22 protein-coding genes are annotated in these 25,973 nt (G+C 67.0%); 14 read left to right on the top strand and 8 right to left on the bottom strand.

Annotated elements, in window-relative coordinates:
• Positions 1–146 precede the first annotated feature (146 nt).
• From ACWPOC_RS11965 to ACWPOC_RS11930, 8 genes are all read right to left on the bottom strand, one after another.
• Positions 147–974, bottom strand: a complete 828-nt coding sequence (locus ACWPOC_RS11965; RefSeq protein ID WP_455408688.1) for an SDR family NAD(P)-dependent oxidoreductase — start codon at positions 972–974, stop codon at positions 147–149.
• Positions 975–1,007: 33 nt separating this feature from the next.
• The gene (locus tag ACWPOC_RS11960; RefSeq protein ID WP_455408687.1) at positions 1,008–1,976 is read right to left on the bottom strand and encodes a PDR/VanB family oxidoreductase; all 969 of its coding nucleotides are present in this window, start codon (positions 1,974–1,976) and stop codon (positions 1,008–1,010) included.
• Positions 1,977–2,013: 37 nt separating this feature from the next.
• Positions 2,014–3,240, bottom strand: a complete 1,227-nt coding sequence (locus tag ACWPOC_RS11955) for a cytochrome P450 (RefSeq protein WP_120280613.1) — start codon at positions 3,238–3,240, stop codon at positions 2,014–2,016.
• A 502-nt stretch (positions 3,241–3,742) separates the two neighbouring features.
• Positions 3,743–4,516: an SDR family oxidoreductase gene (locus ACWPOC_RS11950; protein ID WP_120280612.1), complete on the bottom strand. Its 774-nt coding sequence runs from the start codon at positions 4,514–4,516 to the stop codon at positions 3,743–3,745.
• Positions 4,517–4,556: 40 nt separating this feature from the next.
• Complete coding sequence (locus ACWPOC_RS11945; RefSeq protein WP_120280611.1) at positions 4,557–5,783, bottom strand: TetR/AcrR family transcriptional regulator; 1,227 nt, start codon at positions 5,781–5,783, stop codon at positions 4,557–4,559.
• A 24-nt stretch (positions 5,784–5,807) separates the two neighbouring features.
• On the bottom strand, positions 5,808–6,254 hold the full coding sequence (locus ACWPOC_RS11940; RefSeq protein ID WP_120280610.1) for a MaoC/PaaZ C-terminal domain-containing protein: 447 nt from the start codon (positions 6,252–6,254) through the stop codon (positions 5,808–5,810).
• Entirely contained in the window at positions 6,251–6,706 is a 456-nt protein-coding gene (locus tag ACWPOC_RS11935) for a MaoC family dehydratase N-terminal domain-containing protein (RefSeq protein ID WP_120280609.1), read from the bottom strand. The genes ACWPOC_RS11940 and ACWPOC_RS11935 overlap by 4 nt, the downstream gene beginning before the upstream one ends.
• Positions 6,706–7,890 carry a lipid-transfer protein gene (locus ACWPOC_RS11930; protein ID WP_455408686.1) on the bottom strand — a complete coding sequence of 395 codons (1,185 nt, stop codon included), beginning with the start codon at positions 7,888–7,890 and terminating at the stop codon, positions 6,706–6,708. Before ACWPOC_RS11930 ends, ACWPOC_RS11935 begins: the two co-directional genes overlap by 1 nt.
• A gap of 224 nt (positions 7,891–8,114) precedes the next feature.
• Between ACWPOC_RS11930 and ACWPOC_RS11925 the strand changes: the two genes are divergently transcribed.
• The 14 genes from ACWPOC_RS11925 to ACWPOC_RS11860 all read left to right on the top strand — a co-directional run bounded on the left by ACWPOC_RS11925 (position 8,115) and on the right by ACWPOC_RS11860 (position 25,929).
• Entirely contained in the window at positions 8,115–8,942 is an 828-nt protein-coding gene (locus tag ACWPOC_RS11925) for an SDR family oxidoreductase (RefSeq protein WP_120280607.1), read from the top strand.
• 14 nt (positions 8,943–8,956) lie between these two features.
• The gene (locus ACWPOC_RS11920) at positions 8,957–9,808 is read left to right on the top strand and encodes an enoyl-CoA hydratase-related protein (protein WP_120283734.1); all 852 of its coding nucleotides are present in this window, start codon (positions 8,957–8,959) and stop codon (positions 9,806–9,808) included.
• 26 nt (positions 9,809–9,834) lie between these two features.
• Positions 9,835–10,824, top strand: a complete 990-nt coding sequence (locus tag ACWPOC_RS11915) for a DUF7065 domain-containing protein (RefSeq protein ID WP_120280606.1) — start codon at positions 9,835–9,837, stop codon at positions 10,822–10,824.
• 44 nt (positions 10,825–10,868) lie between these two features.
• Entirely contained in the window at positions 10,869–12,431 is a 1,563-nt protein-coding gene (locus tag ACWPOC_RS11910) for an AMP-binding protein (protein WP_455408685.1), read from the top strand.
• A 27-nt stretch (positions 12,432–12,458) separates the two neighbouring features.
• Positions 12,459–13,667, top strand: coding sequence for an acetyl-CoA C-acetyltransferase (locus ACWPOC_RS11905; RefSeq protein ID WP_455408684.1), 1,209 nt, complete (start codon positions 12,459–12,461; stop codon positions 13,665–13,667).
• Positions 13,668–13,714: 47 nt separating this feature from the next.
• The gene (locus tag ACWPOC_RS11900) at positions 13,715–15,880 is read left to right on the top strand and encodes a 3-hydroxyacyl-CoA dehydrogenase NAD-binding domain-containing protein (RefSeq protein ID WP_120280603.1); all 2,166 of its coding nucleotides are present in this window, start codon (positions 13,715–13,717) and stop codon (positions 15,878–15,880) included.
• Positions 15,881–15,883: 3 nt separating this feature from the next.
• Positions 15,884–17,026 (top strand): acyl-CoA dehydrogenase family protein, encoded by a 1,143-nt coding sequence (locus ACWPOC_RS11895; protein ID WP_455408683.1) that lies wholly within the window; start codon positions 15,884–15,886, stop codon positions 17,024–17,026.
• Positions 17,023–17,814: an SDR family NAD(P)-dependent oxidoreductase gene (locus tag ACWPOC_RS11890; protein ID WP_455408682.1), complete on the top strand. Its 792-nt coding sequence runs from the start codon at positions 17,023–17,025 to the stop codon at positions 17,812–17,814. The genes ACWPOC_RS11895 and ACWPOC_RS11890 overlap by 4 nt, the downstream gene beginning before the upstream one ends.
• The gene (locus ACWPOC_RS11885; RefSeq protein WP_120280600.1) at positions 17,814–18,881 is read left to right on the top strand and encodes a phosphotransferase family protein; all 1,068 of its coding nucleotides are present in this window, start codon (positions 17,814–17,816) and stop codon (positions 18,879–18,881) included. The genes ACWPOC_RS11890 and ACWPOC_RS11885 overlap by 1 nt, the downstream gene beginning before the upstream one ends.
• Before the next feature lies 1 nt (position 18,882).
• On the top strand, positions 18,883–19,293 hold the full coding sequence (locus ACWPOC_RS11880; protein WP_120280599.1) for a hypothetical protein: 411 nt from the start codon (positions 18,883–18,885) through the stop codon (positions 19,291–19,293).
• 54 nt (positions 19,294–19,347) lie between these two features.
• Positions 19,348–20,886, top strand: coding sequence for a long-chain-fatty-acid--CoA ligase (locus tag ACWPOC_RS11875; protein WP_120280598.1), 1,539 nt, complete (start codon positions 19,348–19,350; stop codon positions 20,884–20,886).
• Positions 20,887–21,193: 307 nt separating this feature from the next.
• Entirely contained in the window at positions 21,194–23,902 is a 2,709-nt protein-coding gene (locus tag ACWPOC_RS11870) for an ABC transporter permease subunit (protein WP_455408681.1), read from the top strand.
• Positions 23,899–24,612: an ABC transporter ATP-binding protein gene (locus ACWPOC_RS11865; protein ID WP_455408680.1), complete on the top strand. Its 714-nt coding sequence runs from the start codon at positions 23,899–23,901 to the stop codon at positions 24,610–24,612. Before ACWPOC_RS11870 ends, ACWPOC_RS11865 begins: the two co-directional genes overlap by 4 nt.
• A 99-nt stretch (positions 24,613–24,711) precedes the next feature.
• Positions 24,712–25,929: an ABC transporter substrate-binding protein gene (locus tag ACWPOC_RS11860; RefSeq protein WP_147414368.1), complete on the top strand. Its 1,218-nt coding sequence runs from the start codon at positions 24,712–24,714 to the stop codon at positions 25,927–25,929.
• Positions 25,930–25,973 lie beyond the last annotated feature (44 nt).

Raw genomic sequence — 25,973 nt, 5'->3', positions numbered from 1 at the left:
GTGTGCCTGCGCCGGGCGAGCCGTGTAGTTCTCGCTGTTCGGACACGGTCACCGCCCTACCGTACTCCGCGCGCACGGGCCGGGTCGCCGCCGACTGCGACGACCCGGCCCGTGACGAGGTCGGAGCGGTTTGTCGGGTGACTACGTCACTCGTCGGACACGGTGGTCATGCCCAACCGGTTCATGTCGGGAACGAACGGCTGGTGTGCGAGGAGCCCGCCGTCGACCTTGATCACCTCACCGTTGATGCCCCGGGAGTCGTCCGAAGCGAGGAACAGGAACACCTTGCCGAGCTCGGTCGGGCCGTTGAGATCCGGACGCATCGTGTGCCCGACGTAGATGTCCTTGATCTCCTGCGGCAACGCCTGAGCCGGGGGAGTGGTGGTGGTTCCGGGGCAGATCGCATTGCAACGCACCCCTTCCTTTCCGTACTGCGTCGCGGTGAACTTGGTCAGGGCGATGAGTGCGGCCTTGGTGGCGCCGTAACCGGTGAGGCTGCTGTCGCCCGCGAACGCGTGCGTGGACGACGTGTTGACGATCGTCCCGCCGTTCTTGCGGAGGTACGGCAGCGTGTGCTTCGTGAGCAGCATGGCGGCTCGGACGTTGACGGCCATGACGTTGTCCCAGACCTCGATGGCCATGTTGGCCACGTCGCCGTCGTCACCGGGGAAGATGCCGACGTTGTTGATGACGATGTCGGGAGCACCGAAGTAGTCGACGGTCCGCTGCACGAGGTTCTCGATCTGGTCCTCGTGCCGAAGATCGATTCCGACCGCCAGCGCGGTCTTGTCGCCGTGACGTTCGTTGAGGATCGCCGCGAGGCGTTCGGCGCCCTCCACGTTGATGTCGGCGACGACGACACGCGCACCTTCGGCTGCCAGCTCAGTGGCGGTGGCACCGCCGATGTTGAGGCCTCCCGGTTCGACACTGGTTGCACCGGTGACGATGGCGACCTTTCCCTCTACACGACCCATCTTGCTCACTCCTTGTCGAAATATGTTGTGGACTTACAGGTCCAGTACCAGGCGATCGCCTCGACACCGGGATACGCAGATCAGGATGTACTCGCCCGCAGCCTGTTCCTCCGGCGTGAGGATCTCGTCCCGATGGTCGGGAACCCCCTCCAGGACCGTCTGCTCGCACCGTCCGCACATGCCTTGCTGGCAGGAGGACAGGACGTCGACGCCGTTGGATTCGAGCGTGTGGAGAATCGAGCGGTCGGCAGGCACCGTGAAGGTGCGGTTCTGCTTGGCGAGTACCACTTCGAAGGCGGTATCGCCGGTCGCGGCCGACGGTTCGGCGGGGACGAACCGCTCGGTGTGAAGCGTTCCTGCGGGCCATGATTCGAATCGCTGCTCGACGGCTTCGAGCAGACCTGTGGGGCCGCAGCAGTAGGCGGCGGTGTCGTCGCGAGGCTCTCCGAGAACTCTGTCCAGATCGATGGGGCCGGATGTGTCGTCGGAGAAGAATTCGACGCGATCGCCGTAACGGGCGAGTTCGTCGCGGAAAGCCATCGAATCGGCGGTCCGGCCTCCGTAGGCCAGACGCCAGTCGGCACCGTCTGCGTGGGCCCGGGCGATCATCGGCAGGAGGGGAGTGATCCCGATCCCGCCGGCGACGAACAGATAGCGCTCCGACTCGACGAACGCGAAGTTGTTGCGGGGTGCGCCGACTCGCAGTTTCGTGCCGGCTTCGACGGACGTGTGGATGTACTCCGAGCCTCCGCGACCCTTCCCGGCAGGTTCTCGGAGGACGGCGATTCTCCACACGTCCGGATCGGACGGGTCGCCGCACAGTGAGTACTGGCGGACTGCTCCCGACGGAAGAAGGACGTCGATGTGCGCTCCCGGGGTCCACATCGGCAGATGTGTGCCCGTCACCGGGCGAAAGACGAGAGCCTTGACGCCGGTGGCGACGGTATCGACCTTCTCTACGACGACGTCGATGTCGCCGTCGTTCGCGTCGCGGGTTGTCACGCGACGTCCTCCTTTCCGTCGGGGTCGAAAGGTGTTGTTACGCCCGGTCCCACGTGATCGGGAGCTCGTGGACGCCGAAGATCCGGGCGTCGTTCTTGAGCCGGATGTCCTCGGCGGGCACTGCGAGTCGCAGCGTCGGGATGCGCTCGAGCACGATGGAGAACACCACCTGCAGTTCGAGGCGGGCCAGCGGAGCGCCCAGGCAGGTGTGGATGCCGTGACCGAAGGTCAGGTGGCGGCTCGCATCCCGGTGGAAGTCGAGGCGATCGGGCTCGTCGAACACCGACGGGTCGCGGTTGCCGGCCTCCGTCGAGAACATCAGCAACTCGCCCTTGGCGATTCGCTGACCGGCGATCTCGATGTCCTCCGTGGTGGTCCGGGGTAGGCTGCCGATGATGTCGAGATGGCGGAGCAGTTCCTCGACCGCCTGGGGCATGAGCTCGGGGTCCTCGCGCAGCTCGGCCAGCTGCTCGGGGTGCTCGAGAAGGGCGAACAGGCCCAGGCCGAGCATGTTGCCCGTGGTCTCGTGACCGGCCATGAGCAGGAAGGTCGACATACCGGCGACGTCGATGATGCTGAGATCACCGGACTCGATGTGCTTGACGAGGAGGCTGACCAGGTCGTCGCCGGGGTTCTGCTGCTTGATGGTCACCAGCTCGGCAAGGTACGTCATGACATCGCCGATGGCGCCGGCGATCTGCTCGGGAGTGCTGTCCGCTGCAAGGACGGCACGGGTGCGTTCCTGGAAGAAGTCGTGCTTGTCGTAGGGGACGCCGAGCAGTTCGCAGATGACCAGTGAGGGCAGCGGCAGGGCGAGGGCGTCGACGAAATCGACGGGCTCGTCGGACTTCAGCATCTCGTCGACGAGCTCGTTCGCGATCCGCTCGATGTTCGGGCGCATCGCCGCCATGCGACGAGGGGTGAACTCCTTGGCCAGGATTCGGCGCAGATCGTCGTGCTGCGGCGGATCCATCGCTACGAAGAAGCCGGGAACGGCTTCGTCGCCGGCGTCGCCGCGGGAGGAGTCGTCGATGCCGCGCACGCTCATCCGGGGGTCGGCGAGCACCGAGCGGACGTTGTTGTAGCCGGTGATCAGCCAGCCGGGCGTGCCCTTGAAGTCGACCTTCTGCAGATTGTCGTCGCTGAACGAGTCGTACTTGTCGTGGGGCGCGAACGGGCAGGTGCGGCCGAACGGGAAGGTGGGGTGCTCTGCGTTTGCAGTGGTGTCCTGGCCGATGACGTCGTCTGCCGGTGTGGTCGTCATGTGTGCTCCTTCGATGGCGGCGGGAGTGTGCCGTGACTTCCGGCCCGGGATCCGTACAGCGAAGGACGTGTGGTGCTGCGGGTTCGACCGATTCGGAAGGGCAGCCCGTGGAATGTGACGGGGGGCACATGAGCAGTGAACGCTCATATCGTGGCATGTCACCGATGGAACGTCAATGAGTAGTTCGAAGATTTGCTGCGATGCAACGGGACGTCGATGGGTGCAGCCGTCCTCTCGGAGCAAAAAAGTGCTGTACAAGAGGGTATTTCGGGTCCAAGTGGGCGTCGTGATGGACCGGGTCGAGGGGGAGTAGCGGTGCGCGTGTTGGCCGTGAGGATGTCTCGCGGCGCACGCAGAGTTAGTACTGACTCTGATTTTCCCCGTTGTGCTGCCCCGAAAACGGGTCCGCCGTGCACGACGCGCCGCGCTTCCTGCGGGACTGCAGGAGAGCGGGAGGACGTCGTGCACGGCGGAAGCTCGTGACTGTCGATCCGGGGTCGGGTCAGGCGGTGGCCCGCTGGAAGTGCGCCAGCAGATCGGGGTACTTCACCAGGTGTGCGCCACCGTTGAGATCGAGACTTTCACCCGTGAGCCAGGACGCGTGCGTCATGTAGACGGCGGCGTCGGCGATCTCCTCGGGAGTACCCGACCGGCCGAGCGGGGTGTTGGCCAGATAGTCGTCCTGGAGCCCGGGAACCGACATCGACGGTGTGGTCAAGGGCGTCATGACGATTCCGGGCGCGATCGCATTCACTCGGATGCCTCGCGGGGCCAGTTCCAACGCTGCGACTTCGGTGAGCATCGCGAGTCCGGCCTTGGCGGAGCAGTAGGCGCTCATCCCGGTACCGGGCTGGCGTGCGTTCAGCGAGGACAGCGAGATGATCACTCCGCCGTCGTCCATCGCGCGGGCCGCGTGTTTGACCACCAGGAACGCTCCGGTGAGGCAGACATCGACGACGAGCCGGAACTTCTCGACGGGCAGATCGGTGACGGAACCGGCGACGCTGAGTCCGGCACTGTTCACGGCGATGTCGAGCCGGCCACGTCGCGCGCGTACGGATTCGAACAGTTCCTGGACGGAACTCTCGTCCGTCACGTTCACTTCTGCCGCCTCGTGCGGTTCGCCGAGTTCGGCCGCGAGTTCTCTCGCGGCGGTGATGTTGCGGTCGGCGACGGTCACGGTCGCGCCGTCGTTCGCCAGCGCCCGGGCTATCGCGGCACCGATACCCGAGGCGCCACCTACGACGACCGCACAGCGTGCATCGTTCGGGGGCATGTTCTTGGTTCCCTTCCTGGAGGGAGATGGAATGTGGGGGTCATGAGGACCTGAGGCCGGCCGGGAGGACCATGGCGTGTGCCAGGGTGGACAGTTCCTCGGCGATACCGGGCCGCTCGCGGAGCTGGGCGTTCTGCGAGACGTCGGTGACCACGCCGATGACGGCCTGGGCGAGGGCCCGTGCATCCGCTGCCGAGAGGTTCTCGGCGATGGCGCAGATGGCCTCGACCCATTCGGCGACGTACTCGCGCTGGGTCTCCCGCAGTGCGGCCTGTTCCTCTTCGGAGAGATACAGCAGGTCGGTGGTGAGGATGTGCATGATCCGGCCGTGCACACCCAAGGCCTGCCGGATGTAGGTGCCGATCAACGAGTCGAGCACCTCGTGCGACGAGGTGGCCTGGGCGAGCGCGTCGGCTGTCACGTACAACAGGCCCTCTGCACCTCGCTCCAGGATCGCTCGCAACACCTGGGTCTTACCGGTGACGTGCTGGTACAGCGTGGCCACGGACATCTCCGAGGCCTTGGCGATGTCGTCGATGCGCACGTCGTAGAAACCGCGCTCGACGAACAGCTGCGAGGAGGCTTCGAGGATCCGTTCACGACGTCCCGCCGGCCGACGGGGCACCGGTGTCGGTGCCGGTGTGGCGTCGGGACCGAGCTCGGGCAGGGCGCAGGCGATGATCGCCCGGGCGATCGCCGATTGGATCTCGATCAGACGCTCGGGTGGGAGCGTGCCCCGGATGGTCGGGGTGTTCGAGTACATCGTGAGGACCGCGAAGCCCAGCAGTTCGGCGTTGTGCGCGCTGATCTCGGGATGCGCGGCAGTGATCCTCGCAGCGATACGGTCACGATTGGCCGAGAAGTAGTCCCGGAAGACACGGCGTTCGTCCTCCTGGAGGTGCCGTTGCTCCCGTCTCCACAGAGTGGCCTCGTCACCGTTCGCCGTGAGATCAGCGAGTCCGTCGAGAAACAGATCGAGCTGCTCGAGAGGTGTCGCGCCGTCCTCGTCGGCGCGATCCGCGAGCTCGTCGACGAGCGCCACCTGACTCATCAACGCCTGCACGAGGATGTCGTGCTTGCCTTTGAAATGCCGGTAAACCGCGGGCCCGGTGAGTCCCACCGCCGCACCGATCTGGTCGATGCTCACGTTCTGGTACCCGAGATCCTGGAACAGATGGGTCGCGGCCCGGACGATCTGCTCGATCCGATGGCCGCCGCGGGTGGAAGCGGGAGCGGTTGCGGCACGGGGCGTCGTCGAACGTGCCATCTCAGTTCTCTCCGGTGGGCTCGATCATGGGACCAGTTTCGCATCCCCGGGCGGATCGGACTCGGGCCACGCCACCACGGCGGTTCCCGCCAGTGTCCGGGTTCCGTCCGTCAGTACCGCGGTCAGGTCCAGCACGGCACGTCGTTCACCGTCGACCGTCGCGATCTCCTTGATCGTCGCGGTCAGCGTCGGTTCGGCGAGCACCGGGGTGATGGCGGTGAACCGCGTCGACAACTCGCGGATACTGCTCTGGGGGAACCGGTCGGTGAGCAGGCGTCCGAGATAGGCCATCGACAGCATGCCGTGGGCGAAGACGTCGTCCATTCCGGACGCACGCGCCGAATCGATGTCGATGTGGATGGGATTGTGGTCGCCGGACGCGCCGGCGAACAGTGCCAGCGTCGTGCGGGTCACCGCGCCGGGCCGCAGCTCGGCGACGACCTCGGTGGCGGTGGGTGTGGACGAGGTCATTTCTTACCTCCCGGATTCTTGATGACGCTGACACTCTCGAGCTCCGCTACGACGGACCCGTCGCGGGTGACGGTGCTCCGGCGGACGAGGAAGTCGAGGGCGCCACCCGCTTTGGAGTAGGCATCGACGTACGAGGATTCGAAGGTGACCGTGTCGCCGGCATGGACGTCGGCGAAATAGCGGAACCGCTGTTCACCGTGGAGGACGTTGCCGAGATCCACGCCGTGCGCCGCGAGATCGGCGAAGACGTTCGAGTTCTCCAGTTCGAGACCGAACAGGAAGGTGGGAGGCGCGAGTACGTCCGGATGACCGGCGGCGACTGCGGCATCGCGATCGCGGTAGATCGGGTTCTCCTCACCGATCGCGATGGCGAACTGCCGGATCCGGCCCCGTTCTACGTCGGCGACGATCGGAGGAACCTCGACATCGAGGATTGCGTGATCGAGAGACATCAGACCGCCTTCTCGTACAGGGTGACGACGCATGCGCCACCGAGACCAAGGTTGTGCTGCAACGCGATTCGAGCGCCGTCTACCTGCCGGTCACCGGCCTGCCCGCGGAGCTGCCAGACCAGTTCGGCGCACTGGGCCAGACCGGTCGCGCCGAGGGGGTGCCCCTTGGAGAGGAGACCACCGGACGGGTTGGTGACCACGCGGCCGCCGTAGGTGTTGTCACCGTCGAGGATGAACTTCTCGGCGGTGCCCTCCGGCGTCAGGCCGAGGCCTTCGTAGGTGATCACCTCGTTGGTGCTGAAGCAGTCGTGCAGTTCGACGACGGGAATGTCCAGCGGATCGACTCCGGACTGCTCGTAGACCTCCGCGGCGGCCTTCGCCGTCATGTCGTAGCCGGCGACCCGCATCATGTCGGTGGTGTCGAAGGTGCCCGGCAGGTCGGTCACGAGCGACTGGGCGCGGATGCGGATGCTCGCATCGAGTCCGTGCGCGCGAGCGAACTCCTCGCTGCACACCACGGCGGCCGCTGCGCCGTTCGTCGGCGGGCAGCACATCAGGAGCGTCAGCGGTCCCCAGATGTGCTTCGAGGACATCACGGTGTCGAGATCGATCGGATCGCGGAAGACGGCGAGGGGATTTCGCGCCGCATGAGAGCGTGCCTTCACCGATACACGTCCGAAGACCTCGGACGAGACTCCGTAGCGCGCCATGTAGGCGACACCTGCACCGCCGAACATCTTCGCGGCCATCGGTGCCTGTTCGTCGCCGCCGGGCATGGAGACCGCGATGTTCTCGCCGCGCTCGGTGGGGCTGGGGCGATCGCCGTAGGCGTTGACGAGCGCTCCGGGCTGCATCTGTTCGAAGCCGAGGGCCAGTACGCACTCGGCGGCGCCGGAGGCGACGGCCTGGCGGGCCAGCCACAGGGCGCTGGAGCCGGTCGAGCAGTTGTTGTTGACATTGACGACGGGGATACCCGTCATGCCGATCTCGTAGAGAGCGTTCTGCCCGGAGGTCGAGTCGCCGTAGACGTATCCCACGAATGCCTGTTGTACGTCGGCATATTCGAGTCCTGCGTCCTTCAGGGCCGCGGTTGCCGCGGCGGCTCCCATCCGGTCGTAGGTCTCGCTCTTTCCGGGTTTGGTGAACGGCATCATTCCGACGCCGCTGATGCAGACATTGCGCATGGTCTGCCTTTCGATCGAAGCGGGTGTGCGATGTTCGGACTTCAGCAGACTATACATATTCGCCATTAACAAGAAGAGGAAAAAACCAGCAAAAATGGACGTTGACTCCCTTCAAACCTGAAGTTAGTATTCACCCCAGTGACTGGAGTCACACGATCTTCACAGCGTCGGCCTCGCGGTATCCGGAGGTCGGGCTTTCGACGCGAACACTCAGGAGGAAACACGTGAGCGGCCAGAAACTGCAGGACAAGGTGGCACTGGTCTCCGGCTCGGGCCGCGGTATCGGTCGAGCCGTCGCCGTGAAGCTGGCGTCGGAGGGGGCCCGGGTGGTGATCAACGATCTCGATGCCGAGCCCGCGAAGGAAGTGGTCGCAGAGATCGAGGCACTCGGAGGCCAGGCCGTCGCATGCGTCGGCAGCGTCACCGACCCTGCGTTCGCCGATCGCTTCGTCGCCACCGCCGTCGACAACTTCGGTGGGATCGACATCATCGTCAACAATGCCGGCTACACCTGGGACAACGTGATCCAGAAGATGACCGACCAGCAGTGGGCGGACATCATCGACGTGCACCTCACCGCGCCGTTCCGCATCCTGCGCGCTGCCCAGCCGGTCATCAGCGCCGCGGTCAAGGCCGAGCGTGCCGCCGGCACCGAGGTGCCGTGCCGCAAGATCGTCAACATCTCGTCGACGTCGGGTCTGCTCGGCAACCCCGGCCAGGCCAACTACTCCTCCGCCAAGGCGGGCATGGTCGGTCTGACGAAGACGATCGCCAAGGAGTGGGGCCGGTACAACGTCACCTCCAATGCCGTCGCCTACGGCGTGATCAACACCCGCCTCACGTCGGTGACCACCGAGGCCAAGACCATCGACGTCGAGGGCCGCGAGATCAAGGTCGGCGTGGATCCCGCCGTGATGGAGGCCGCGACGAAGCAGATCGCGCTCGGCCGGGCCGGCACCGTCGAGGAAGCTGCCGGTGCCGTCTACCTGCTGTGCAGCCCCGAGTCGAGCTACATCACGGGCCAGGTCCTCGTGTGTGGCGGCGGGCTGTGACCGAGGCCCCCAGCATGCAGGAGCAGGCCGTGGACGACTACGAGGACGTGACCTACGAGGTCTCGGACGGTGTCGCGGTGGTGACGCTGGATGCGCCCGAACGGCGCAACGGGATGCGGGTCCGCATGCTCGTCGACGTGCTGCGCGCACTCGACCGGGCGGATCGCGATCCCGACGTGCGCGCAGTGATCGTCACCGGCGCGGGCGAGGCATTCTCGGTGGGCGCCGCACTCGACGGCCCCGAGACGTTGACGCGCGCCCTCGTCGAGGACGTCGACGGTCACACACCCACCGGTTACCGCGAGCCCGCCGGACGTATCAGCGAGCGGATCTTCGAAATGCAGAAACCGGTGATCGCCGCCATCAACGGGCATGCGATCGGCGGAGGCGCGACCATCGCAGCGGCGATGGACATCCGGATCGCGAGCGAAGACGCACGATTCGGGTTCGTGTTCACCCGGCGTGGCGTGGTCCCCGAGGGTGCCTCCTCCTGGTTCCTGCCCAGGCTCGTCGGGATCGGTCGGGCCACCGACTGGATCCTGTCCGGACGGGTGTTCGACGCCGCCGAGGCGTACGAAGCCGGATTCCTCACACGGGTGGTTCCCGCCGACCGGGTGATGGTGGAGGCCAGGGAATACGCGGAGCAGTTCGTCCGCGACACCTCCCCGACCTCGGTCGCGCTGTCCAAGAGGCTGCTGGCCTCGGGATGGATGCACTCGCACCCGGCTCGGGCGGCAGCGGACGAATCCCGCACGTACGCCGGACGAGTCGACTCCGCCGACGCCCGTGAGGGGATCCTGTCGTTCCTCGAACGCCGGCCCGCGGTCTTCCCGCCGCTCGATCCGACTCCCGCCGAACGATTCTGACACTCCCTACGGACCCCAGGAGCACCATGACCACCGACCCGTTCACCGTATGCAAGTACGGGGCCGACGCGGAGGGGACACACGACTTCGCCGGCATCCACAATTTCAACGAGAGCGTCTACTTCAACTTCGTCGACCCGGTCTCGCAACTCGGTGGACTGGTCCGGATCGGTAACAGGCCGAACCTCGGGTACAGCGAAACCTCCGTGCAGTTGACTCTCCCGGGAGGTGCCATCGCCTTCCGGGCCGGCCGGACCCCGTGCGAGACCAACGACGAGTTCTCCGGTCAGGGACTGGAGATCGTGATCAAGGAACCCACCCGGACCGCCGAGATCACCTACCGCAACACCGTCGCACGTGTCGCCCATCCGTCGATGATGGCCGAGCAGGGCCGCATCGCCCTGAAGAACGCCCCCTCGGAGGAGTGCGAGATCTCCCTCACCTACGAGGCGACAAGCCCCATGTTCGTCATCAACGGGGACGGCGACGGCGACTGCACGCCGGGCAGTTCGACGATCGCCAGCGATCACTACGAACAGTTCGGGCACCTGTCCGGAACCATCCGCGTGGGCAGCCGGACCTGGGTGCTCGACAAGGTCACCTCCTTCCGCGATCACTCGTGGGGACCGCGGGAGTGGGCCTCGTACACGGGCGAATGGCTGGCCGGATGGCTCGCCGACGGTACCGCCTTCAGCGCGTACGGCGAGTACGAACCGTCGGGCGTGCGTGTCAGTGCGGGCGCGGTGCTGACCACCGACCACGTCGCCCATCCGATCACCGACTACAAGGTCCTGACCGATTACGCGGGCGAATCCACCTACAGCGGAAGGCATGTCGGCATCATCACCGCCGAAGGCCTGCCGACGATCGTCGTCGACGGATCGATCCGGCACTTCGTGCCGGTCACGCAGCGTACCGAGGACCGTGCCGTGCGCATGGCACAGATGACGGTCGACCTCGCCGAAGGCCACGGCGGCTGGGCCGTCGCCGAATTCCTGCGTCCGATCAGGCCGTAGGCGCGGCTGCCGCCCGTATCGGATCGTCATCGAGGAGCACTGTCATGTACCCAGGACGTCACGCTGTCGAGCACCCCGACCGCCCGGCGGTCATCATGGCCTCCAGCGGAGAGATCGTCACCTACGCGGATCTCGACACCCGGGCCAACCGGCTCGCCGCGTTGTTCCGGGCGCAGGGACTGGCGGCGGGCGACCACATCGCCCTGTTCATGGACAACCATCCCGACATGATCGTGGCGATGTCCGCTGCCGAACGCACGGGACTGTTCTACACACCGGTGAACTCCTTCCTCTCCGCCGTCGAGGCCGCCTACATCATCGGCGACTCGCAGTCCCGACTGGTGATCACCACCGCGGCGAAGTTCGATGTTGCGCAGAAACTTCCGGATCTGTGCCCGGCGGTACGGACATGGCTGCTGGTCGATGCCGACGCTGTGGCCACCGAGCCACCCGCGCCGTTCGAGTCGTATGCGGGCGCCGTGTCGGAATTCGACGGAACTCCGGTACCGGACGAGCGGTTGGGTACGCCGATGTTCTACTCGTCCGGCACCACCGGACGGCCGAAGGCGATCAAGCGGTCCCTTCCCGATGCGCATCCGGGACAGATCCTCGACATCGAGGATTTCGGACGCAGACTCTTCCACCTACGGGAAGGGATGCGCTTCCTGTCGCCGGCGCCGCTCTACCACTCCGGACCGCAGTCCTCGGTGGCGATCGGTATCCGCCTCGGCGCGACGATCGTGGTGATGGAGAAGTTCGACGCTCGCGAGTATCTCGCACTGGTCGAGAAGTACCGCATCACCCACTCGATGGTCGTGCCCACCATGTTCTCCCGCATGCTCAAACTCCCCGAGGAGGAGCGGAACCACGACGTCTCCTCCCTCGAGGTCGTCGTGCACGGTGCGGCACCGTGTCCGGTCGCGGTCAAGGAGGCCATGCTCGACTGGTTCGGTCCCGTGATCTACGAGTACTACGGCGGCACCGAGGCGAACGGCATGTGCGGATGCACCCCGCAGGAATGGCTCGAACACAAGGGAACCGTCGGCCGGCCCTACATGGGTGAACCGGTGATCCTCGACGACGACGGACACGAATGCCCGCCCGGTGTCCCGGGAACCATCTGGTTCCGGGGCACGGGAAGCACCTTCGAATACTTCAACGACCCGGAGAAGACCGCCGAGGCGCGCAGCGCCGACGGAACGATGTCGAAGATCGGCGACATCGGTTTCCTCGACGAGGACGGTTTCCTGTATCTCACCGATCGCCAGGCCTTCGTCATCATCTCCGGTGGAGTGAACATCTACCCGCAGGAGATCGAGAATCTGCTCGTCACCCACCCGAAGGTTCTCGACGCCGCGGTGTTCGGCGTCCCCGACGAGGACTTCGGTGAAGCCGTCAAGGCCGTCATCCAACCGGTCGACCCCGCGGACGCCGGCCCCGCTCTGGCGTCCGAACTCTCCGAGTTCTGCCGATCCGAGCTCGCGAAATTCAAGTGCCCCAAGTCGTTCGACTTCATCGACGAGATGCCGCGGCTGCCCACGGGCAAGCTCTACAAGAAGGGTCTGCGCGCCGCGTACTGGACCGAACCCGCCGCCGCATCCCGCTGAACCATCTCACCCAGAACAGGAAGTTCCATGCCCCACGACGTTTTCGTGTACGACGCGATCCGGACCCCGCGCGGAAAGGGCCGCAACGGCGCGCTCAACGGCGTCAAGCCGATGTCCCTGATCACCGGACTGATCGAAGCGATCCAGGAGCGCAACCCGTCGCTCGACCCCGCCCGCATCGACGACATCGTGCTCGGCGTCGTGAGTCCACTGCGTGACCAGGGCGCCGACATCGCGCGCATCGCCGCGGTCAATGCCGGCCTGCCCGAAACCGTCGCCGGCGTGCAGATGAACCGCTTCTGCGCATCCGGCCTCGAGGCGGTCAACACCGCATCGCAGAAGGTCGCATCGGGTTGGGAGTCGCTCATGCTCGCCGGTGGCGTCGAGTCGATGTCGCGCGTGCCGATGGGCAGCGACGGCGGCGCGTGGGCCAACGACCCGGAGACGAACTTCACGACCGGTTTCGTCCCGCAGGGCATCGGCGCCGACCTGATCGCGACCCTCGAGGGCTTCACCCGTGAGGACGTCGACAGCTTCGCCGCCGAGTCGCAGCGCCGCGCCGCACAGGCATGGGACGAGGGCCGGTTCGACCGCTCGGTCGTCCCCGTCCGCGACAAGAACGGCATCGCGGTCCTCGAGCGCGACGAGCACCTGCGCCGCGGCACCACGGTCGAGACGCTCGCCGGGCTCACCCCGGCATTCGCCGGCATCGGCGCGGCCGGCTTCGACGCGGTGGCACTGCAGAAGTACCACTGGGTCGAGCGCATCGATCACGTGCACACCGGGGGCAACTCGTCGGGCATCGTCGACGGTGCAGCACTGGTCGCGCTCGGTAACGAGCAGGTCGGCAAGGACCTCGGTCTGACCCCGCGGGCCCGGATCGTCGCGGGTGCGGTCAGCGGCTCGGACGCGACCATCATGCTCACCGGACCGACACCCGCCACCCGCAAGGCACTCGCGGTCGCGGGACTGACCGTCGACGACATCGACCTGTTCGAGATCAACGAGGCGTTCAGCTCGGTCGCGCTGCGTTTCATGAAGGACCTCGACATCCCGCACGAGAAGCTCAACGTCAACGGCGGCGCGATCGCGATGGGGCACCCGCTCGGAGCAACCGGCGCGATGCTCATCTCGACCGTCATCGACGAGCTCGAACGCCGCGACCAGCGCCGTGCGCTCGTGACGCTGTGCGTCGGCGGTGGCATGGGTATCGCCACGATCGTCGAACGCGTCTGAGCCCGAATACTTCTCCTCCGCGACCTCCAGAAAGCTGTGAGCACACGATGACCCAGATTGCAGAACCCACCAGCGCAGAGCGTATCGGCACCATCCTGTGGGAGCAGGGCGACGACGGCATCGTCGTCCTGACCTTCGACGACCCGAACCAGTCCGTCAACACGATGAACGCCGCGTGGTCCGACTCGTTGAACCGGGTGCTCGACCGCCTCGCCGAGAACAAGGACGTCGTCACCGGCGTCGTCATGACCTCGGCGAAGAAGACGTTCTTCGCGGGCGGCGACCTCAACGACATCTTTGCTGCCACCCCCGAGCAGGCCGGTGAGCTCGCTGCGTTCGCAGACGGCGCGAAGGCCATGCTGCGCCGTATCGAGACCGCAGGTGTCCCGGTGGTCGCGGCGATCGCCGGCGCTGCCCTCGGCGGCGGACTCGAGATCGCCCTCGCGTGCCACCACCGGATCGCGGTGCGCGCGAAGCCCGTTCGAGTGGGCCTGCCCGAGGTCAACCTCGGACTGCTGCCCGGCGGCGGAGGCATCGTCCGCACCGTACGGCTGCTCGGCCTCGGCCCCGCCCTCGACAAGGTGCTGCTGACGGGCGCGTCGTTCACCGCAGACAAGGCGCTCGAGATCGGCCTGATCGACGAGATCGTCGATTCGGCCGACGACCTCGTCCCCGCCGCGCGTGCCTGGATCGCCGCGAACCCGGACGCGACCCAGCCGTGGGATCGCAAGGCACCCATCCCGGGCGGCACCGCGTACTCACCGTCCGTCGAGACAATGATCCCGGCTCGTGTCGCCGCAGTGCGCGCCGCCGCGAAGGGCGCGCCCAACCCGGCACGCGAGGCGATCCTCGCCACCGCGGTCGAGAGCACGCAGGTCGGCTTCGACGTCGCGTCCGCAATCGAGACCCGTTACTTCGTCGGCCTCGCCACCGGGCAGATCTCCAAGAACATCATCCAGGGCACCTTCTTCGACCGGCAGGCCATCGCGTCCGGCGCGAGCCGACCCGAGGGCTACCCGACGCACAAGGCCACGTACGCGGCAGTGCTCGGCGCCGGCCTGATGGGCGCGGGCATCGCACTGTCGTGTGCGCTCGTCGGAATCAAGGTGGGTCTCAAGGACGTCGACCTCGCCGCCGCCGAGAAGGGCAAGGACTACGCTCGCCGCTTTCTGTCCAAGCAGGTGAAGTCCGGTCGCCGCACGCAGGAGTCGGCCGACGAGATCCTCGCACTCATCACGCCGGTCGCCGATGCGGCCGACCTCGCCGGTGCCGATCTGGTGGTCGAGGCCGTGTTCGAGGATCCGGCGCTCAAGAAGACCGTCTTCGGTGAGGTGCTGGGCGTCGTCGCGCCCGACGCGGTGCTCGGTTCCAACACCTCGACGCTGCCGATCACGGACCTCGCCGCCGGCGTGGACCGCCCCGAGGACTTCATCGGTCTGCACTTCTTCTCGCCGGTCGAGCGGATGGATCTGCTCGAGATCATCGTGGGGGAGAAGACCAGCGACGCGACGCTCGCGAAGGCGTTCGACATCGCGCGGCAACTGGGCAAGACGCCGATCGTTGTCGGTGACGGTCGGGGCTTCTACACCAGCCGCGTGATCCTGCAGCGTCTCACCGAGGCCGCCGCGATGGTCGGTGAGGGTATCGACCCGCAGTCGATCGAGCAGGCGTCGGTGCAGGCGGGCTACCCGCTCGGCACGCTGGCGCTGCTCGACGAGGTCACCTCCGCGCTCCCGCTGAAGATCCGCAGCCAGTTCCGTGAGGTCGCGGAGGCCGCGGGTACACCCTTGCCCGAGCATCCCGGCGACGCGGTGCTCACCGCGATGGTCGAGGAGCTCGGTCGCCCGAGCCGTGTCGCGGGTGCCGGCTTCTACGAGTACGAGGACGGCAAGCGCGGCGCGCTGTGGTCCGGTCTCGCCGAGCGCTTCCCGGTGAACGGTGAACGCGCCGACCTCGACGAGCTGAAGGACCGGCTGCTGTTCGCCGAGGTCCTCGAGACGGTGCGCTGCCACGACGACGGCGTCCTGCGCTCGACCGCCGACGCCAACGTCGGGTCGCTGCTCGGCATCGGATTCCCCACGTGGACCGGCGGCACCAGCCAGTTCATCGCGGGTTACCCCGGCGGCACCGCGGCGTTCGTGCGGCGCGCGCAGGAACTGGCCGACAAGTACGGTCCCCGATTCACGCCCCCGGCGTCGCTGACGGAGGGCTGACCGGTGCGCAGGGACATCTACACCGACGAGCACGAGGCCTTCCGGTCCGCCTTCCGGGCCTTCCTGGACCGTGAGGCAGTGCCGTACGTCGAGGACTGGGAACGTGAGGGGACGGTCGACCGTGCCTTCATCAACGCCGCCGCGAAGTCGGGATTCCTCGGCTTCGAGTTCGACACCGCCTACGGTGGTCTGGGCATCACCGACTTCCGGTACAACGCCGTCATGACGGAGGAGGTCGTCGCGTCCGGAATGGCCGGCGACACCTTCAGCATGCAGAACGACATCATCGTGCCGTACCTGAGGGACCTGACAACCGACGCCCAGAAGGCACGTTGGCTTCCGAAGTTCACCAGCGGCGACTGCGTCACCGCCCTCGGCATGACCGAACCCGGCGCCGGTTCGGATCTGGCATCGATCCGCACCACCGCACGGCGGGACGGCGACGAACTCGTCATCAACGGCACGAAGACGTTCATCACGAGCGGTGCCACCTGCGACCTGGCGATCGTGCTGGTGCGCACCGGTGAACGCGACGGCCGCGGGACGTCGTTCGTGGCCGTCGAAGCCGGAACCCCCGGCTTCGAACGTGGCCGGCCGATGCACAAGATCGGGCGCAAGGCCCAGGACACCGCCGAACTGGTCTTCACCGACTGCCGGGTCCCGGTCTCGAACATCATCGGCGAACCGGGACGCGGATTCGGATCGGCGGTGGCCAATCTCCCGCGCGAACGCCTGTCGATCGCCGTCTCGGGCGTCGCGTCGGCCGCGCACGCACTGAGCCTGGCTCTCGATCACGTGCGCGACCGGGTCGCGTTCGGCGCTCCGCTGTCCGAACTGCAGTCCGTTCGGATGGCCATCGCCGAGATGCACACGGATGTCCAGGTGATGCAGCACTACGTCGACAAGTGTGTGCTCGCGCTGAACGAGGGCGAACTGACCGCGGACGATGCGGCCGGAGCCAAGTACAAGGCGACCGAACTGCAGTGGGACGTCGTCGATCGGTGTCTGCAGCTGTTCGGCGGCTACGGCTACATGGAGGAATACCCGATCGCCCGGATCTGGCGTGACGCGCGTATCCAGCGGATCTACGGAGGAGCGAACGAAGTGATGAAGGATCTGGTGGGTCGAAGGGTGGTGGCACGATGACCGGGCCGCTCGCAGGACGTGTCGCTCTCGTCACCGGGAGCTCGCGAGGCCTCGGACGATCCGTGGCCCTGCGGCTCGCCCGCGACGGCGCGGCCGTCGCCGTCAACTACCGCCGTGAGGCCGATGCCGCCGACGAGGTGGTCGGTGAGATCACCGCCACCGGCGGCACGGCCCGCGCCTACCGGGCCTCGATCGACGACGAGGTCGCCGTCGAGGCGATGGTCGAATCGATCCGAAACGACCTGGGTGCGGTCGACCTGCTGGTCAACAACGCAGGCTCGGCCAGCCGGGGACTCGACGTGGCGACCACCACCCGCGCGGAGTTCGAACAACTGCTGAACGTCCACGCGCTCGGCCCGATCCGCCTGATCCAGCTCGTCCTGCCGGGGATGCGGAAGGCCGCGTCCGAGCCGGACGGCCGCGGGGACATCGTGATGATCTCGAGCACCACCACCGCCTCCGCGCCACCGAACTCGGCGCCGTACACGATGGCGAAATCGGCCATGGAGACCTGCATCCGGACCCTCGCCCAGGAGGAACGTCCGAACGGCATCCACGCGAACATCGTCGCGCCCGGCCTCATCGCCACCGAGATGGGCCGACGACTCGTCTCCGCGTCGCGCGGCACCGACATCGCCGAACTCGACGCGTCGTCCCCGTTCGGTCGTGTGTGCCGTCCTGAGGACGTCGCCGGTGCCGTGGCCTTCCTGGTGTCACCCGACTCCGGGTACGTCACCGGTCAGCGTCTCGTCGTCGACGGCGGCGGACCGACGGCGGTGGTGTTCTGATGAGCGTCACGGACATCTATACCGAGGTGACGGGCATGCGTAACGAATTCCTCGACGAACTCACCGCCGAGCTCGACCGCGCCGTCGGTGCGGGCGGGTCGCTGACCCTCACCGACGTGGACCTGCGCGGCGAGGGGAACTCGTGGGAGACCTATCTCGTCACCGCGACGTGGACGGCGGGCACCGGCGATTCGACCGCGACCTACGCGGTCAAGCGTCAGCCGATCAGCGGCATCGTCGGCGATTACGACGTCGCTCGTGAGGTCGCGCTTCTCGAGGCCGCAGCCGGCATCGGGATGCGCGTTCCGCAGGTGATCGCCTACTCGGTGCCCGAGACCGGTCGTGGATGGTTCGCGATGGAGAAGGTCGAGGGCCTGATCCCGATGCCGAACACCGTCTCCCGCGTGGTTCCCGACAAGGAGACCCGATGGAGGCTCGGGCTGGACGTGGCCCGGGAAATGGCACGCCTGCACGCCGCCGACCCGCACGGTCTGAACCTGACCGCGCTCGGTCCGGTTCCGGAACCGGCGGACACCGGTAAGCACGAGAACGACAAGTGGCACCGGGTCTATCGGGACGTCGTCGACATCCCGATCCCGATCCTCGATCTCGCGTTCGCATGGCTGGATCATCGGCGCGATGCGGTCTCGGGTCGGGTGTCGCTCGTGCACAACGATTTCCGGATCGGCAATCTCGTGGTCGAGGACGACACGATCACCGGTGTCCTCGACTGGGAGACCGCGCACTTCTCGGACCCGACCGCCGACATCGCGTGGTTCGCGCAACGGACCTCGCGCGGGCGTTCCCCGTTGTTGTGCAAGCTCATCGAGAGCGAGCCGTTCCTCGACGAATACGAGGCGGCCGGCGGTTGGCGTCCACGTCCGGACACCCTGACGTGGTGGACGGTCCAGTCGCTGGTGAAGACCGCCGTCGGATGCCTGCAGGCCGTCGACATCTACTCGCGCGGGGAACGTGACGAGTTGCGGTACGCGAACATGGCGCACAGCGTCTACTACAGCCTCGGCTGGCTCGGACAGATGCTGCGCGACGGGGAATGGGGACACTGACATGACCGTCTACTCCACCGATCCGCAGCAGGTGCTGCGCACGATCAGGGACACACTCGTCGAACGGGTCGCGCCGGACGTCACCGGCGGTACCGCCCGGCTGGAACTGGCCGGTGTGGTCGAGGCACTCGACAATCTCGTCGCCCGCCTCGCATGGGATCCGGACGGGCTCGCACGCAGTCTCGAGCGCACCGAGGAACTCGCCGTCGCGCTGGGCCTGGATCCTGCCGGGAGCAACGACGTCGATGTGGCGACCCTGCGACGACGCCGGAGCGAGGTCGCCGACACCCTCGCCGCGACCTACCGCTCCGGTGCGAACGGAGACGAGATCGTCTCGGCGGTGAGTCGTTTCACCGATGACGACGTACGGGACCAGATCTCCGTGGCTCTGCGGTCCGGTCTTCCGGACTGACGGGCCCATCGGCATCTCGCTACCTTCCGACCGCAACAATCGAGGACGGCATCCATGCGCGTGCACGACCTGCTCGACCACTGGGCACGACGATTTCCGGACGAGGTCTACGTCACCGACGGGACCCGCACGCTCACCTGGCGTGAGATGCAGGACTGGACTCGGCGGGTGGGGAACTGGCTGGCTGCCAACCTCGAACCCGGTGATCGATTCGCCGTGCTCGACCGCAATTCGCTCGAGATGATCGCGCTCTACTTCGGTGCCTCACGGGCCGGTGTCGTCCCGGTTCCTCTCAACTTCCGGTTGGCTCCGGCCGAATGGAAGTACATCGTCGAGGACGCCGGATGTGTGCTCGCCGTCGTACACGAGGACTACGCCGAGGCCTTCACCGAAGTGGCCCCGGCCGAGACCACGGTGTCGATTCTCCGCGGCGGAGGCGAGGCCGTGATGGGATTCGCCGGCGACGTGCTCTCCTGCGGGACGGGCGATGTCGACCGCGACGTCCCGGAGGACGCGGTGTACCACCAGATGTACACGAGCGGGACCACCGGTAAACCCAAGGGTGCCATGGTGTCCCACCGGGCTGCCTGTATCAACGCGATGCAGATCCAGCTGGCACTGGACGCGAATCGCAAGCGCACACTGTGCGTGATGCCGTTGTTCCATGCGGGTGCCGCACTGCAGGTGCTCGCATACACGGCCGGGGGTTGCTCGATCCGCGTGGTGCGCGACTACGACCGAGCGGGCGTGCTGCGGGCGATGTCCGAACTACGCATCCAGCTGCTGACGCTGGCACCGGCGATGATCCAGGAGATGATCGCCGATCCGGTCGTCGCGGAACTCGACTTCACCGCCCTGGATCTCATGGTCTACGGCTCGGCGCCGATGGCGGTGGAGTTGGTGAGAAAGGCCATGGACATCTTCGGGTGCGACTTCGCGCAGGCCTACGGGATGACCGAATGCTGCGCAGTGGCAACCATCCTCGCACCCGAGGACCATCATCGTGCGCTCCGGTCGGATCCGGGCATCCTGGCCTCCGCAGGACGCGCCGTCATCGGCTCGGAGATTCGTGTGGTCTCGAGCGACGGTCACGAGTGCCCGACCGGCACGGTGGGGGAGGTGGCGGTCCGTGGGCCGCAGCTCATGAGCGGGTACTGGAAGCTCGAGGACGCCACCCGCGCGGTTCTCGACGGCGGATGGCTCCGTACCGGCGATGCCGGATATCTCGACGACGACGGCTTCCTGTACATCTCCGACCGCGTGAAGGACATGATCATCTCGGGAGGGGAGAACATCTACCCTCGTGAGATCGAAGAGGTCCTGTTCGGGCTGAAGGGCGTCGCGGACGTCGCCGTCATCGGTGTCCCCAGCGAACGGTGGGGAGAGAGTCCGGTGGCCGTGGTGGTCGCTGCCGAGGTCGCCGAACTCACCGAGGAGATCGTGCTCGCGCACTGCCGCGCGCATCTCGCCCGGTTCAAATGCCCCGTCTCCGTGGTCTTCGCGGACACCCTGCCGCGCAGCGCGGTCGGAAAGATCCTCAAACGCGAACTCCGTGCGCCGTACTGGGAGGGACACGGCCGCAACGTGAATTGATCCCCCTCGCCCATCGGCCGGTGCCCGTCGCGTTCCCGACGCGACGGGTCACCGGCTGTTCGTCGTGCAGTTGAACCCGAACATGCAGTACCGCAACGTAATCGGAAGTCGCGGAGATAGCGTGTTCCGTTGCGGTTCCCGGCACGGTCGGGTAGATATGTGATCCAGCGCATATCGCGCGGTCTCTCAGCGTGCAGTCGATGCATGGTCCGAACGCAAGGCGCGCTCGGTGGCTCGCTCAGCAGCACGTGTCCTTGCTCGAGGAGTGCATAGAGTGGACATTTTCCCTTTTCTCATCATCGGATTGGTGGCGGGCTCGGTATACGGTCTCGCCGCAGTCGGACTCGTCCTGACCTACAAGACGTCCGGCGTGTTCAACATCGGCCACGGCGCGTTGGCCGCCCTCGCCGCCTATTCGTTCTACGTGCTCGAGGTGCTGTGGGAACTGCCCTGGCTCGTCGCGGCGGCGATCACCGTGTTCGTCATCGGACCCGTCGTCGGGGTGCTCCTCGAATTCCTCGCCCGCCGACTGCAGGGCGCAGCCCTGACTTTGCAGGTGGCCGGAGTGGTCGGCATCCTGCTCGTCGTCCAGGCCGGCGTGGAGCTGATCTTCGGCTCCCAGAAGGTCCGACGGGTACCGCCCTTCCTGCCCGAGGGCAGCATCGAGGTCGGCGGCACCTTCGTGCAGTTCGAGGACATCGCGACCTTCGTGATCGCAGCGCTGGCGACGGCGGGACTGTGGGCGTTCCTGCGCTGGACCCGCACCGGCATCGCCATGAAGGCCGTGGTGCAGAACCCCGACCTGCTCGAGTTGGTCGGGCGCAGCGCCACCCGGGTCCGCCGCTGGGCGTGGATGCTCGGCACCGTGATGGCGTCGCTGTCCGGCGTCCTGCTCGCCCCGATCATGCCGCTCGACCCCGTCCAGCTGACGTTGCTGGTCGTCGCGGCCTACGCCGCCGCGGCGATCGGGGGATTCAGCAATCTTCCGGGCACCTTCGCCGGTGGGCTCGTCGTCGGTGTCCTCGCGTCCCTGGCGACGCGCTGGCTGACCGACGGCATCCTCGCCTCCCTGCCGGCCGCGCTCCCATTCGCCGTGCTCTTCGTCGTTTTGCTGTTCTTCCCGAAGAAGTACCTGGCCGACCGCACCGCGGTCCGGGTGCACCCGCGTCCGGCCTGGCGTGCCCCGCTCCGGCTCCAGGTGACCGCCGGCGTCGTCGTGCTCGCCTTCCTGGCGACCGTGCCGGCCTTCGCGGGCATCCACCTTGTGGACTGGACCGTGGCGCTGGCGATGGTCCTGGTCTTCCTGTCGCTGTCGCTGCTCGTCCACACCTCCGGGCAGGTCTCCCTCGCGCAGATCGCGTTCATGGCCATCGGTGCGGTGACGTTCTCCCATCTGCTGCAGGGTGCCGGTCTCAGCTGGCCGCTCGCCCTCGTCCTCGCCGGGGTCGTCGCGGTACCGATCGGCCTGGTGCTGGCGGTGCCGGCGATCCGGCTCGGGGGCCTGTACCTGGCCATCGCGACCTTCGGGTTCGGCATCTTCCTGCAGCAGATGTTCTACACCCAGGACTTCATGTTCGGCGCCGCGTCGTCGGGACTCGAGGTCCGTCGGCCGGTCACCCCGCTGGTCGACCTCACCTCGGACACCGGGTACTTCTATCTCGTCCTGGCGATCGTCGCGGTGGCCGTGCTCGCGGTGGCGGTGCTCGAACGAGGCCGGCTCGGCCGCCTGCTGACCTACATCAAGCAGTCGCCGAAAGCGGTGGAGGCCAGCGGTGTTCCGGCCGCGGTGACCCGCGTCCTCGTCTTCTGTGCGGCCGCCTTCCTCGCCGCGATCGGCGGTGCTCTCGCCGGGGCGGCCCAGCAGACGATCTCCGCGGACAGTTACGCCCCCATCGTGTCGCTGACGGTCTTCGTCATCATCGTGCTCAACGGCCCTGCGACCCCGTGGAACGGCATCGTCGCAGCCGCCGCCTACACGCTGGTCCCCAGCTACTTCCCGAGCACCGAAGTGGGCACCTATCTCCAGCTGCTGTTCGGCCTCAGCGCCATCGGCCTCGTTCTGCTCCCCCCGATCGGCCTGCCCCGCGCGGTGACGGAGTCGATCGACCGGTGGTTCCGCCGCCCGACAGACGACCGGAGCGAGTCGCCCGGGCGCGCCGCCGAGCGGAGCGAGTCGCCCGAGCGCCCTGTGCTCCCGGACGTCGCCACCGACGGTGTGGTCCTCGAAGCAAAGGACATCGACGTCGTCTTCGGCGGGGTCAAAGCACTCGACGGTGCTCGCATCGTCTGCCGGCCGGGGCGGATCACCGGGCTCATCGGCCCGAACGGTGCCGGCAAATCCACGATGTTCAACGCCGTGACCGGGCTGGTCGATCCGTCCTCGGGTTCGGTGACCCTCGGCGGCGCGGATCTCGGACGCAAGAGCCCCTCGGCCCGCGCACGGGCCGGGATCGGCCGCACCTTCCAGACGGCCGAACTGTTCGAGTCGATGACGGTCCGGGAGAACGTCGCGGCCGGTGCGGAAGGACGCACCGTCGGACTCGATCCGCGCACCCATCTGCACTCGTCGCCGTCCGAACGTGAACGGATCGACGCCGCCACCGAGGCCGCGCTCGTGGCATGCGGACTCGAGGAGCTGGCCGACCGGCACGTCATGAGCCTGCCCACCGGTATCCGGCGCATCGTCGAGGTCGCCCGCTGCCTCGCCGGCGGATATCCCGTGCTGCTCCTGGACGAGCCGTCGGCCGGTCTCGACCACAACGAGTCCGCCCGCCTCGGCGAGCTGATCCGGAAGGTCGCCGACGAACGCGGCATCGGAGTGATCCTCGTCGAGCACGACGTCTCCCTGGTGTTCGGCATCTGCGACGAGGTCTACGTCCTCGAATTCGGCCGGATCATCTTCGAGGGAACTCCGGCCGAGGCCCGGCGGTCGAGCGTCGTGCAGGCGGCCTATCTGGGCACCGAGGAGGACACCGCCGGCGCAGTCGCCGCGGCCGAACTGGAGGAGGTCAAGTGACGACATCGACGCTGGAGATATCCGCACTGACAGCGGGATACGGCCGCACGACCGTGCTGCGCGAGGTGAACCTGACCGTCGCACCCGGATCCGTCGTCGCCCTGCTCGGGCCGAACGGTGCCGGCAAGACGACCCTGCTGAAAACCATCGGTGGTCTGTTGGCCCCGATGTCCGGATCGATCCGGCTCGGCGGGCTCGACATCACCGGCCAGGGCGCGACGAAGCGTGCCGCAGCAGGGATCTGCCTGATCCCCGAAGGTCGCGGTGTCTTCCCCGGCCTTACGGTGCGGGAGAACCTGCTCCTCGCCGTCGACGGGCCCCTGAGCGACCACTACGACCTGGCCCTGGAGGTCTTCCCCGAGATCGGGCGGCGCCTGAACGCCAAGGCCGGAAGTCTGTCCGGTGGCCAGCAGCAGATGGTCGCCCTGGCCCGCGCATTCGTCCCGCGCAGTTCGATCGTCGTGCTCGACGAGGTGTCGATGGGATTGGCGCCTCTGGTGGTCGACCAGATCTTCGCGGCACTGGCCGTGCTCCGGAAGGCGGGGAAGTCCGTTCTGCTCGTCGAGCAGTACGTCGGACGGGCACTCGCCGGCGCCGACGTGGTGCACCTGCTCGATCGCGGACGCCTCTCGGAAGCGCTCGAACCGTCCGCCCTCGACGAGGACGAACTCACGAGTCGCTATCTCCGCATCGACGTGGCAACGGCCTGACCGGATCTTCCTTCCGCCTCGACCGGAGCGGAAGACGACAACGTACCAACTCTTTCCAGCAGAGGAGCTCTTGTGAAGAACACGATCCGAAGGTGCGTCGTGAGCGCGGCCGTCCTGAGCATGCTCGTCCTGGCGGGCTGTTCGGGCGCGCAGGAGAGCGAACCCGCCGCGGCGCCCGAGCTCACCGGGCCACCGATCGTCGTGGGAACGGTGTGCGGCTGTTCCGGTGTGTCCGCGCCGACCCACGGGCGCGTGGACGACGTCGCCCAGGCGTGGGCGGACAGCGTCAACGCCTCGGGCGGCATCAACGGTCATCCCGTGAAGATCGTCGTCAAGGACATCGGGCAGGAACCGTCGAAGGCGCTCGCCGCCGTCAAGAGCCTCGTCGAGGAGGAAGGCGCGGTCGCGATCGTCGGACCCATCACGGGAACGACCGGGTCGTGGCGCCAGTACGTCGAGGAGAAAGGCATCCCGGTGGTCGGGGGTGTGCCCTCCGACGGCACCTTCCTCGTCAGCGACGACTTCTACATCGCCGGGTCGCCGAATCCGGTGATCACCTACGGTCTGGTGAAACTGGCAAAGGAGGAAGGGACCTCCAAGTTCGGTGTCGTGTACTGCTCGGAATCCCCGGTGTGCGCGGACTCCGATGCGCTGGCGGCGAAGTCCGCGGCGGACCTCGATCTCGAATACCTGTCCGTCAAGGCCGCGGCCACCGCACCGAACTACACGGCCGTGTGCCAGACCATGAAGAACGAAGGTGTCGACGGCATCTTCCTCGCCCACATCGCCAGCGTGGACGTGCGGATCGCGGAGGACTGCCACAAGATCGGCTACAAGCCCCAGTTCTACACCTCCGCAGGGGCACTCGGTAACGAGTTCGTGCAGTCCTCGGCGACGGACGGTGTGCTGTTCACCCAGTCCAACGCCCCGTACTTCGATCCGTCGGTTCCCGCCGTGGGGGAGGCGCACGAGATCCTGGACTCCCACTACGACGATCTCACCGAATCCGAGCAGTTCTCGGCCGTCGCCTTCGACCAGTGGATCGCGGGCAAGCTGTTCGAGGCGGCCGCCGAGCAGGCACAGCTCACCTCGGACTCGACCGGCGCCGACGTCACGCGGGGTCTGCGCGAGCTGGACGGGGAGACCCTGGACGGTCTGGCACCACCGCTGACCTATTCGGGAACCGCCCGGACCTATCCGACCTGCTACTACGTCGGTGAAGTCCGTGACGGGGAGTTGAAGGCACGCAACGAGGGAGAGACGGTCTGCCTCGACGAGACCGATCTGCAGTCGGAGCTGTTCGTCTCCGCCGGTTGAGACCACCTCCTGCCGCTCGAACGGAACGGGCCGGATTCCCAGAG

The organism is Rhodococcus sp. 5G237 (genome assembly GCF_053764735.1).
This window is presented reverse-complemented; position numbering and strand designations above follow the sequence as displayed.

Coding starts and splice junctions, on each gene's coding strand:
- ACWPOC_RS11890 (WP_455408682.1), top strand. CDS start 17,023: ATGACCGGGCCGCTCGCAGGACGTGTCGCTCTCGTCACCGGGAGCTCG.
- ACWPOC_RS11920 (WP_120283734.1), top strand. CDS start 8,957: ATGCAGGAGCAGGCCGTGGACGACTACGAGGACGTGACCTACGAGGTC.
- ACWPOC_RS11900 (WP_120280603.1), top strand. CDS start 13,715: ATGACCCAGATTGCAGAACCCACCAGCGCAGAGCGTATCGGCACCATC.
- ACWPOC_RS11950 (WP_120280612.1), bottom strand. CDS start 4,516: ATGCCCCCGAACGATGCACGCTGTGCGGTCGTCGTAGGTGGCGCCTCG.
- ACWPOC_RS11910 (WP_455408685.1), top strand. CDS start 10,869: ATGTACCCAGGACGTCACGCTGTCGAGCACCCCGACCGCCCGGCGGTC.
- ACWPOC_RS11875 (WP_120280598.1), top strand. CDS start 19,348: ATGCGCGTGCACGACCTGCTCGACCACTGGGCACGACGATTTCCGGAC.
- ACWPOC_RS11935 (WP_120280609.1), bottom strand. CDS start 6,706: ATGTCTCTCGATCACGCAATCCTCGATGTCGAGGTTCCTCCGATCGTC.
- ACWPOC_RS11880 (WP_120280599.1), top strand. CDS start 18,883: ATGACCGTCTACTCCACCGATCCGCAGCAGGTGCTGCGCACGATCAGG.
- ACWPOC_RS11930 (WP_455408686.1), bottom strand. CDS start 7,890: ATGCGCAATGTCTGCATCAGCGGCGTCGGAATGATGCCGTTCACCAAA.
- ACWPOC_RS11885 (WP_120280600.1), top strand. CDS start 17,814: ATGAGCGTCACGGACATCTATACCGAGGTGACGGGCATGCGTAACGAA.
- ACWPOC_RS11955 (WP_120280613.1), bottom strand. CDS start 3,240: ATGACGACCACACCGGCAGACGACGTCATCGGCCAGGACACCACTGCA.
- ACWPOC_RS11915 (WP_120280606.1), top strand. CDS start 9,835: ATGACCACCGACCCGTTCACCGTATGCAAGTACGGGGCCGACGCGGAG.
- ACWPOC_RS11965 (WP_455408688.1), bottom strand. CDS start 974: ATGGGTCGTGTAGAGGGAAAGGTCGCCATCGTCACCGGTGCAACCAGT.
- ACWPOC_RS11945 (WP_120280611.1), bottom strand. CDS start 5,783: ATGGCACGTTCGACGACGCCCCGTGCCGCAACCGCTCCCGCTTCCACC.
- ACWPOC_RS11905 (WP_455408684.1), top strand. CDS start 12,459: ATGCCCCACGACGTTTTCGTGTACGACGCGATCCGGACCCCGCGCGGA.
- ACWPOC_RS11940 (WP_120280610.1), bottom strand. CDS start 6,254: ATGACCTCGTCCACACCCACCGCCACCGAGGTCGTCGCCGAGCTGCGG.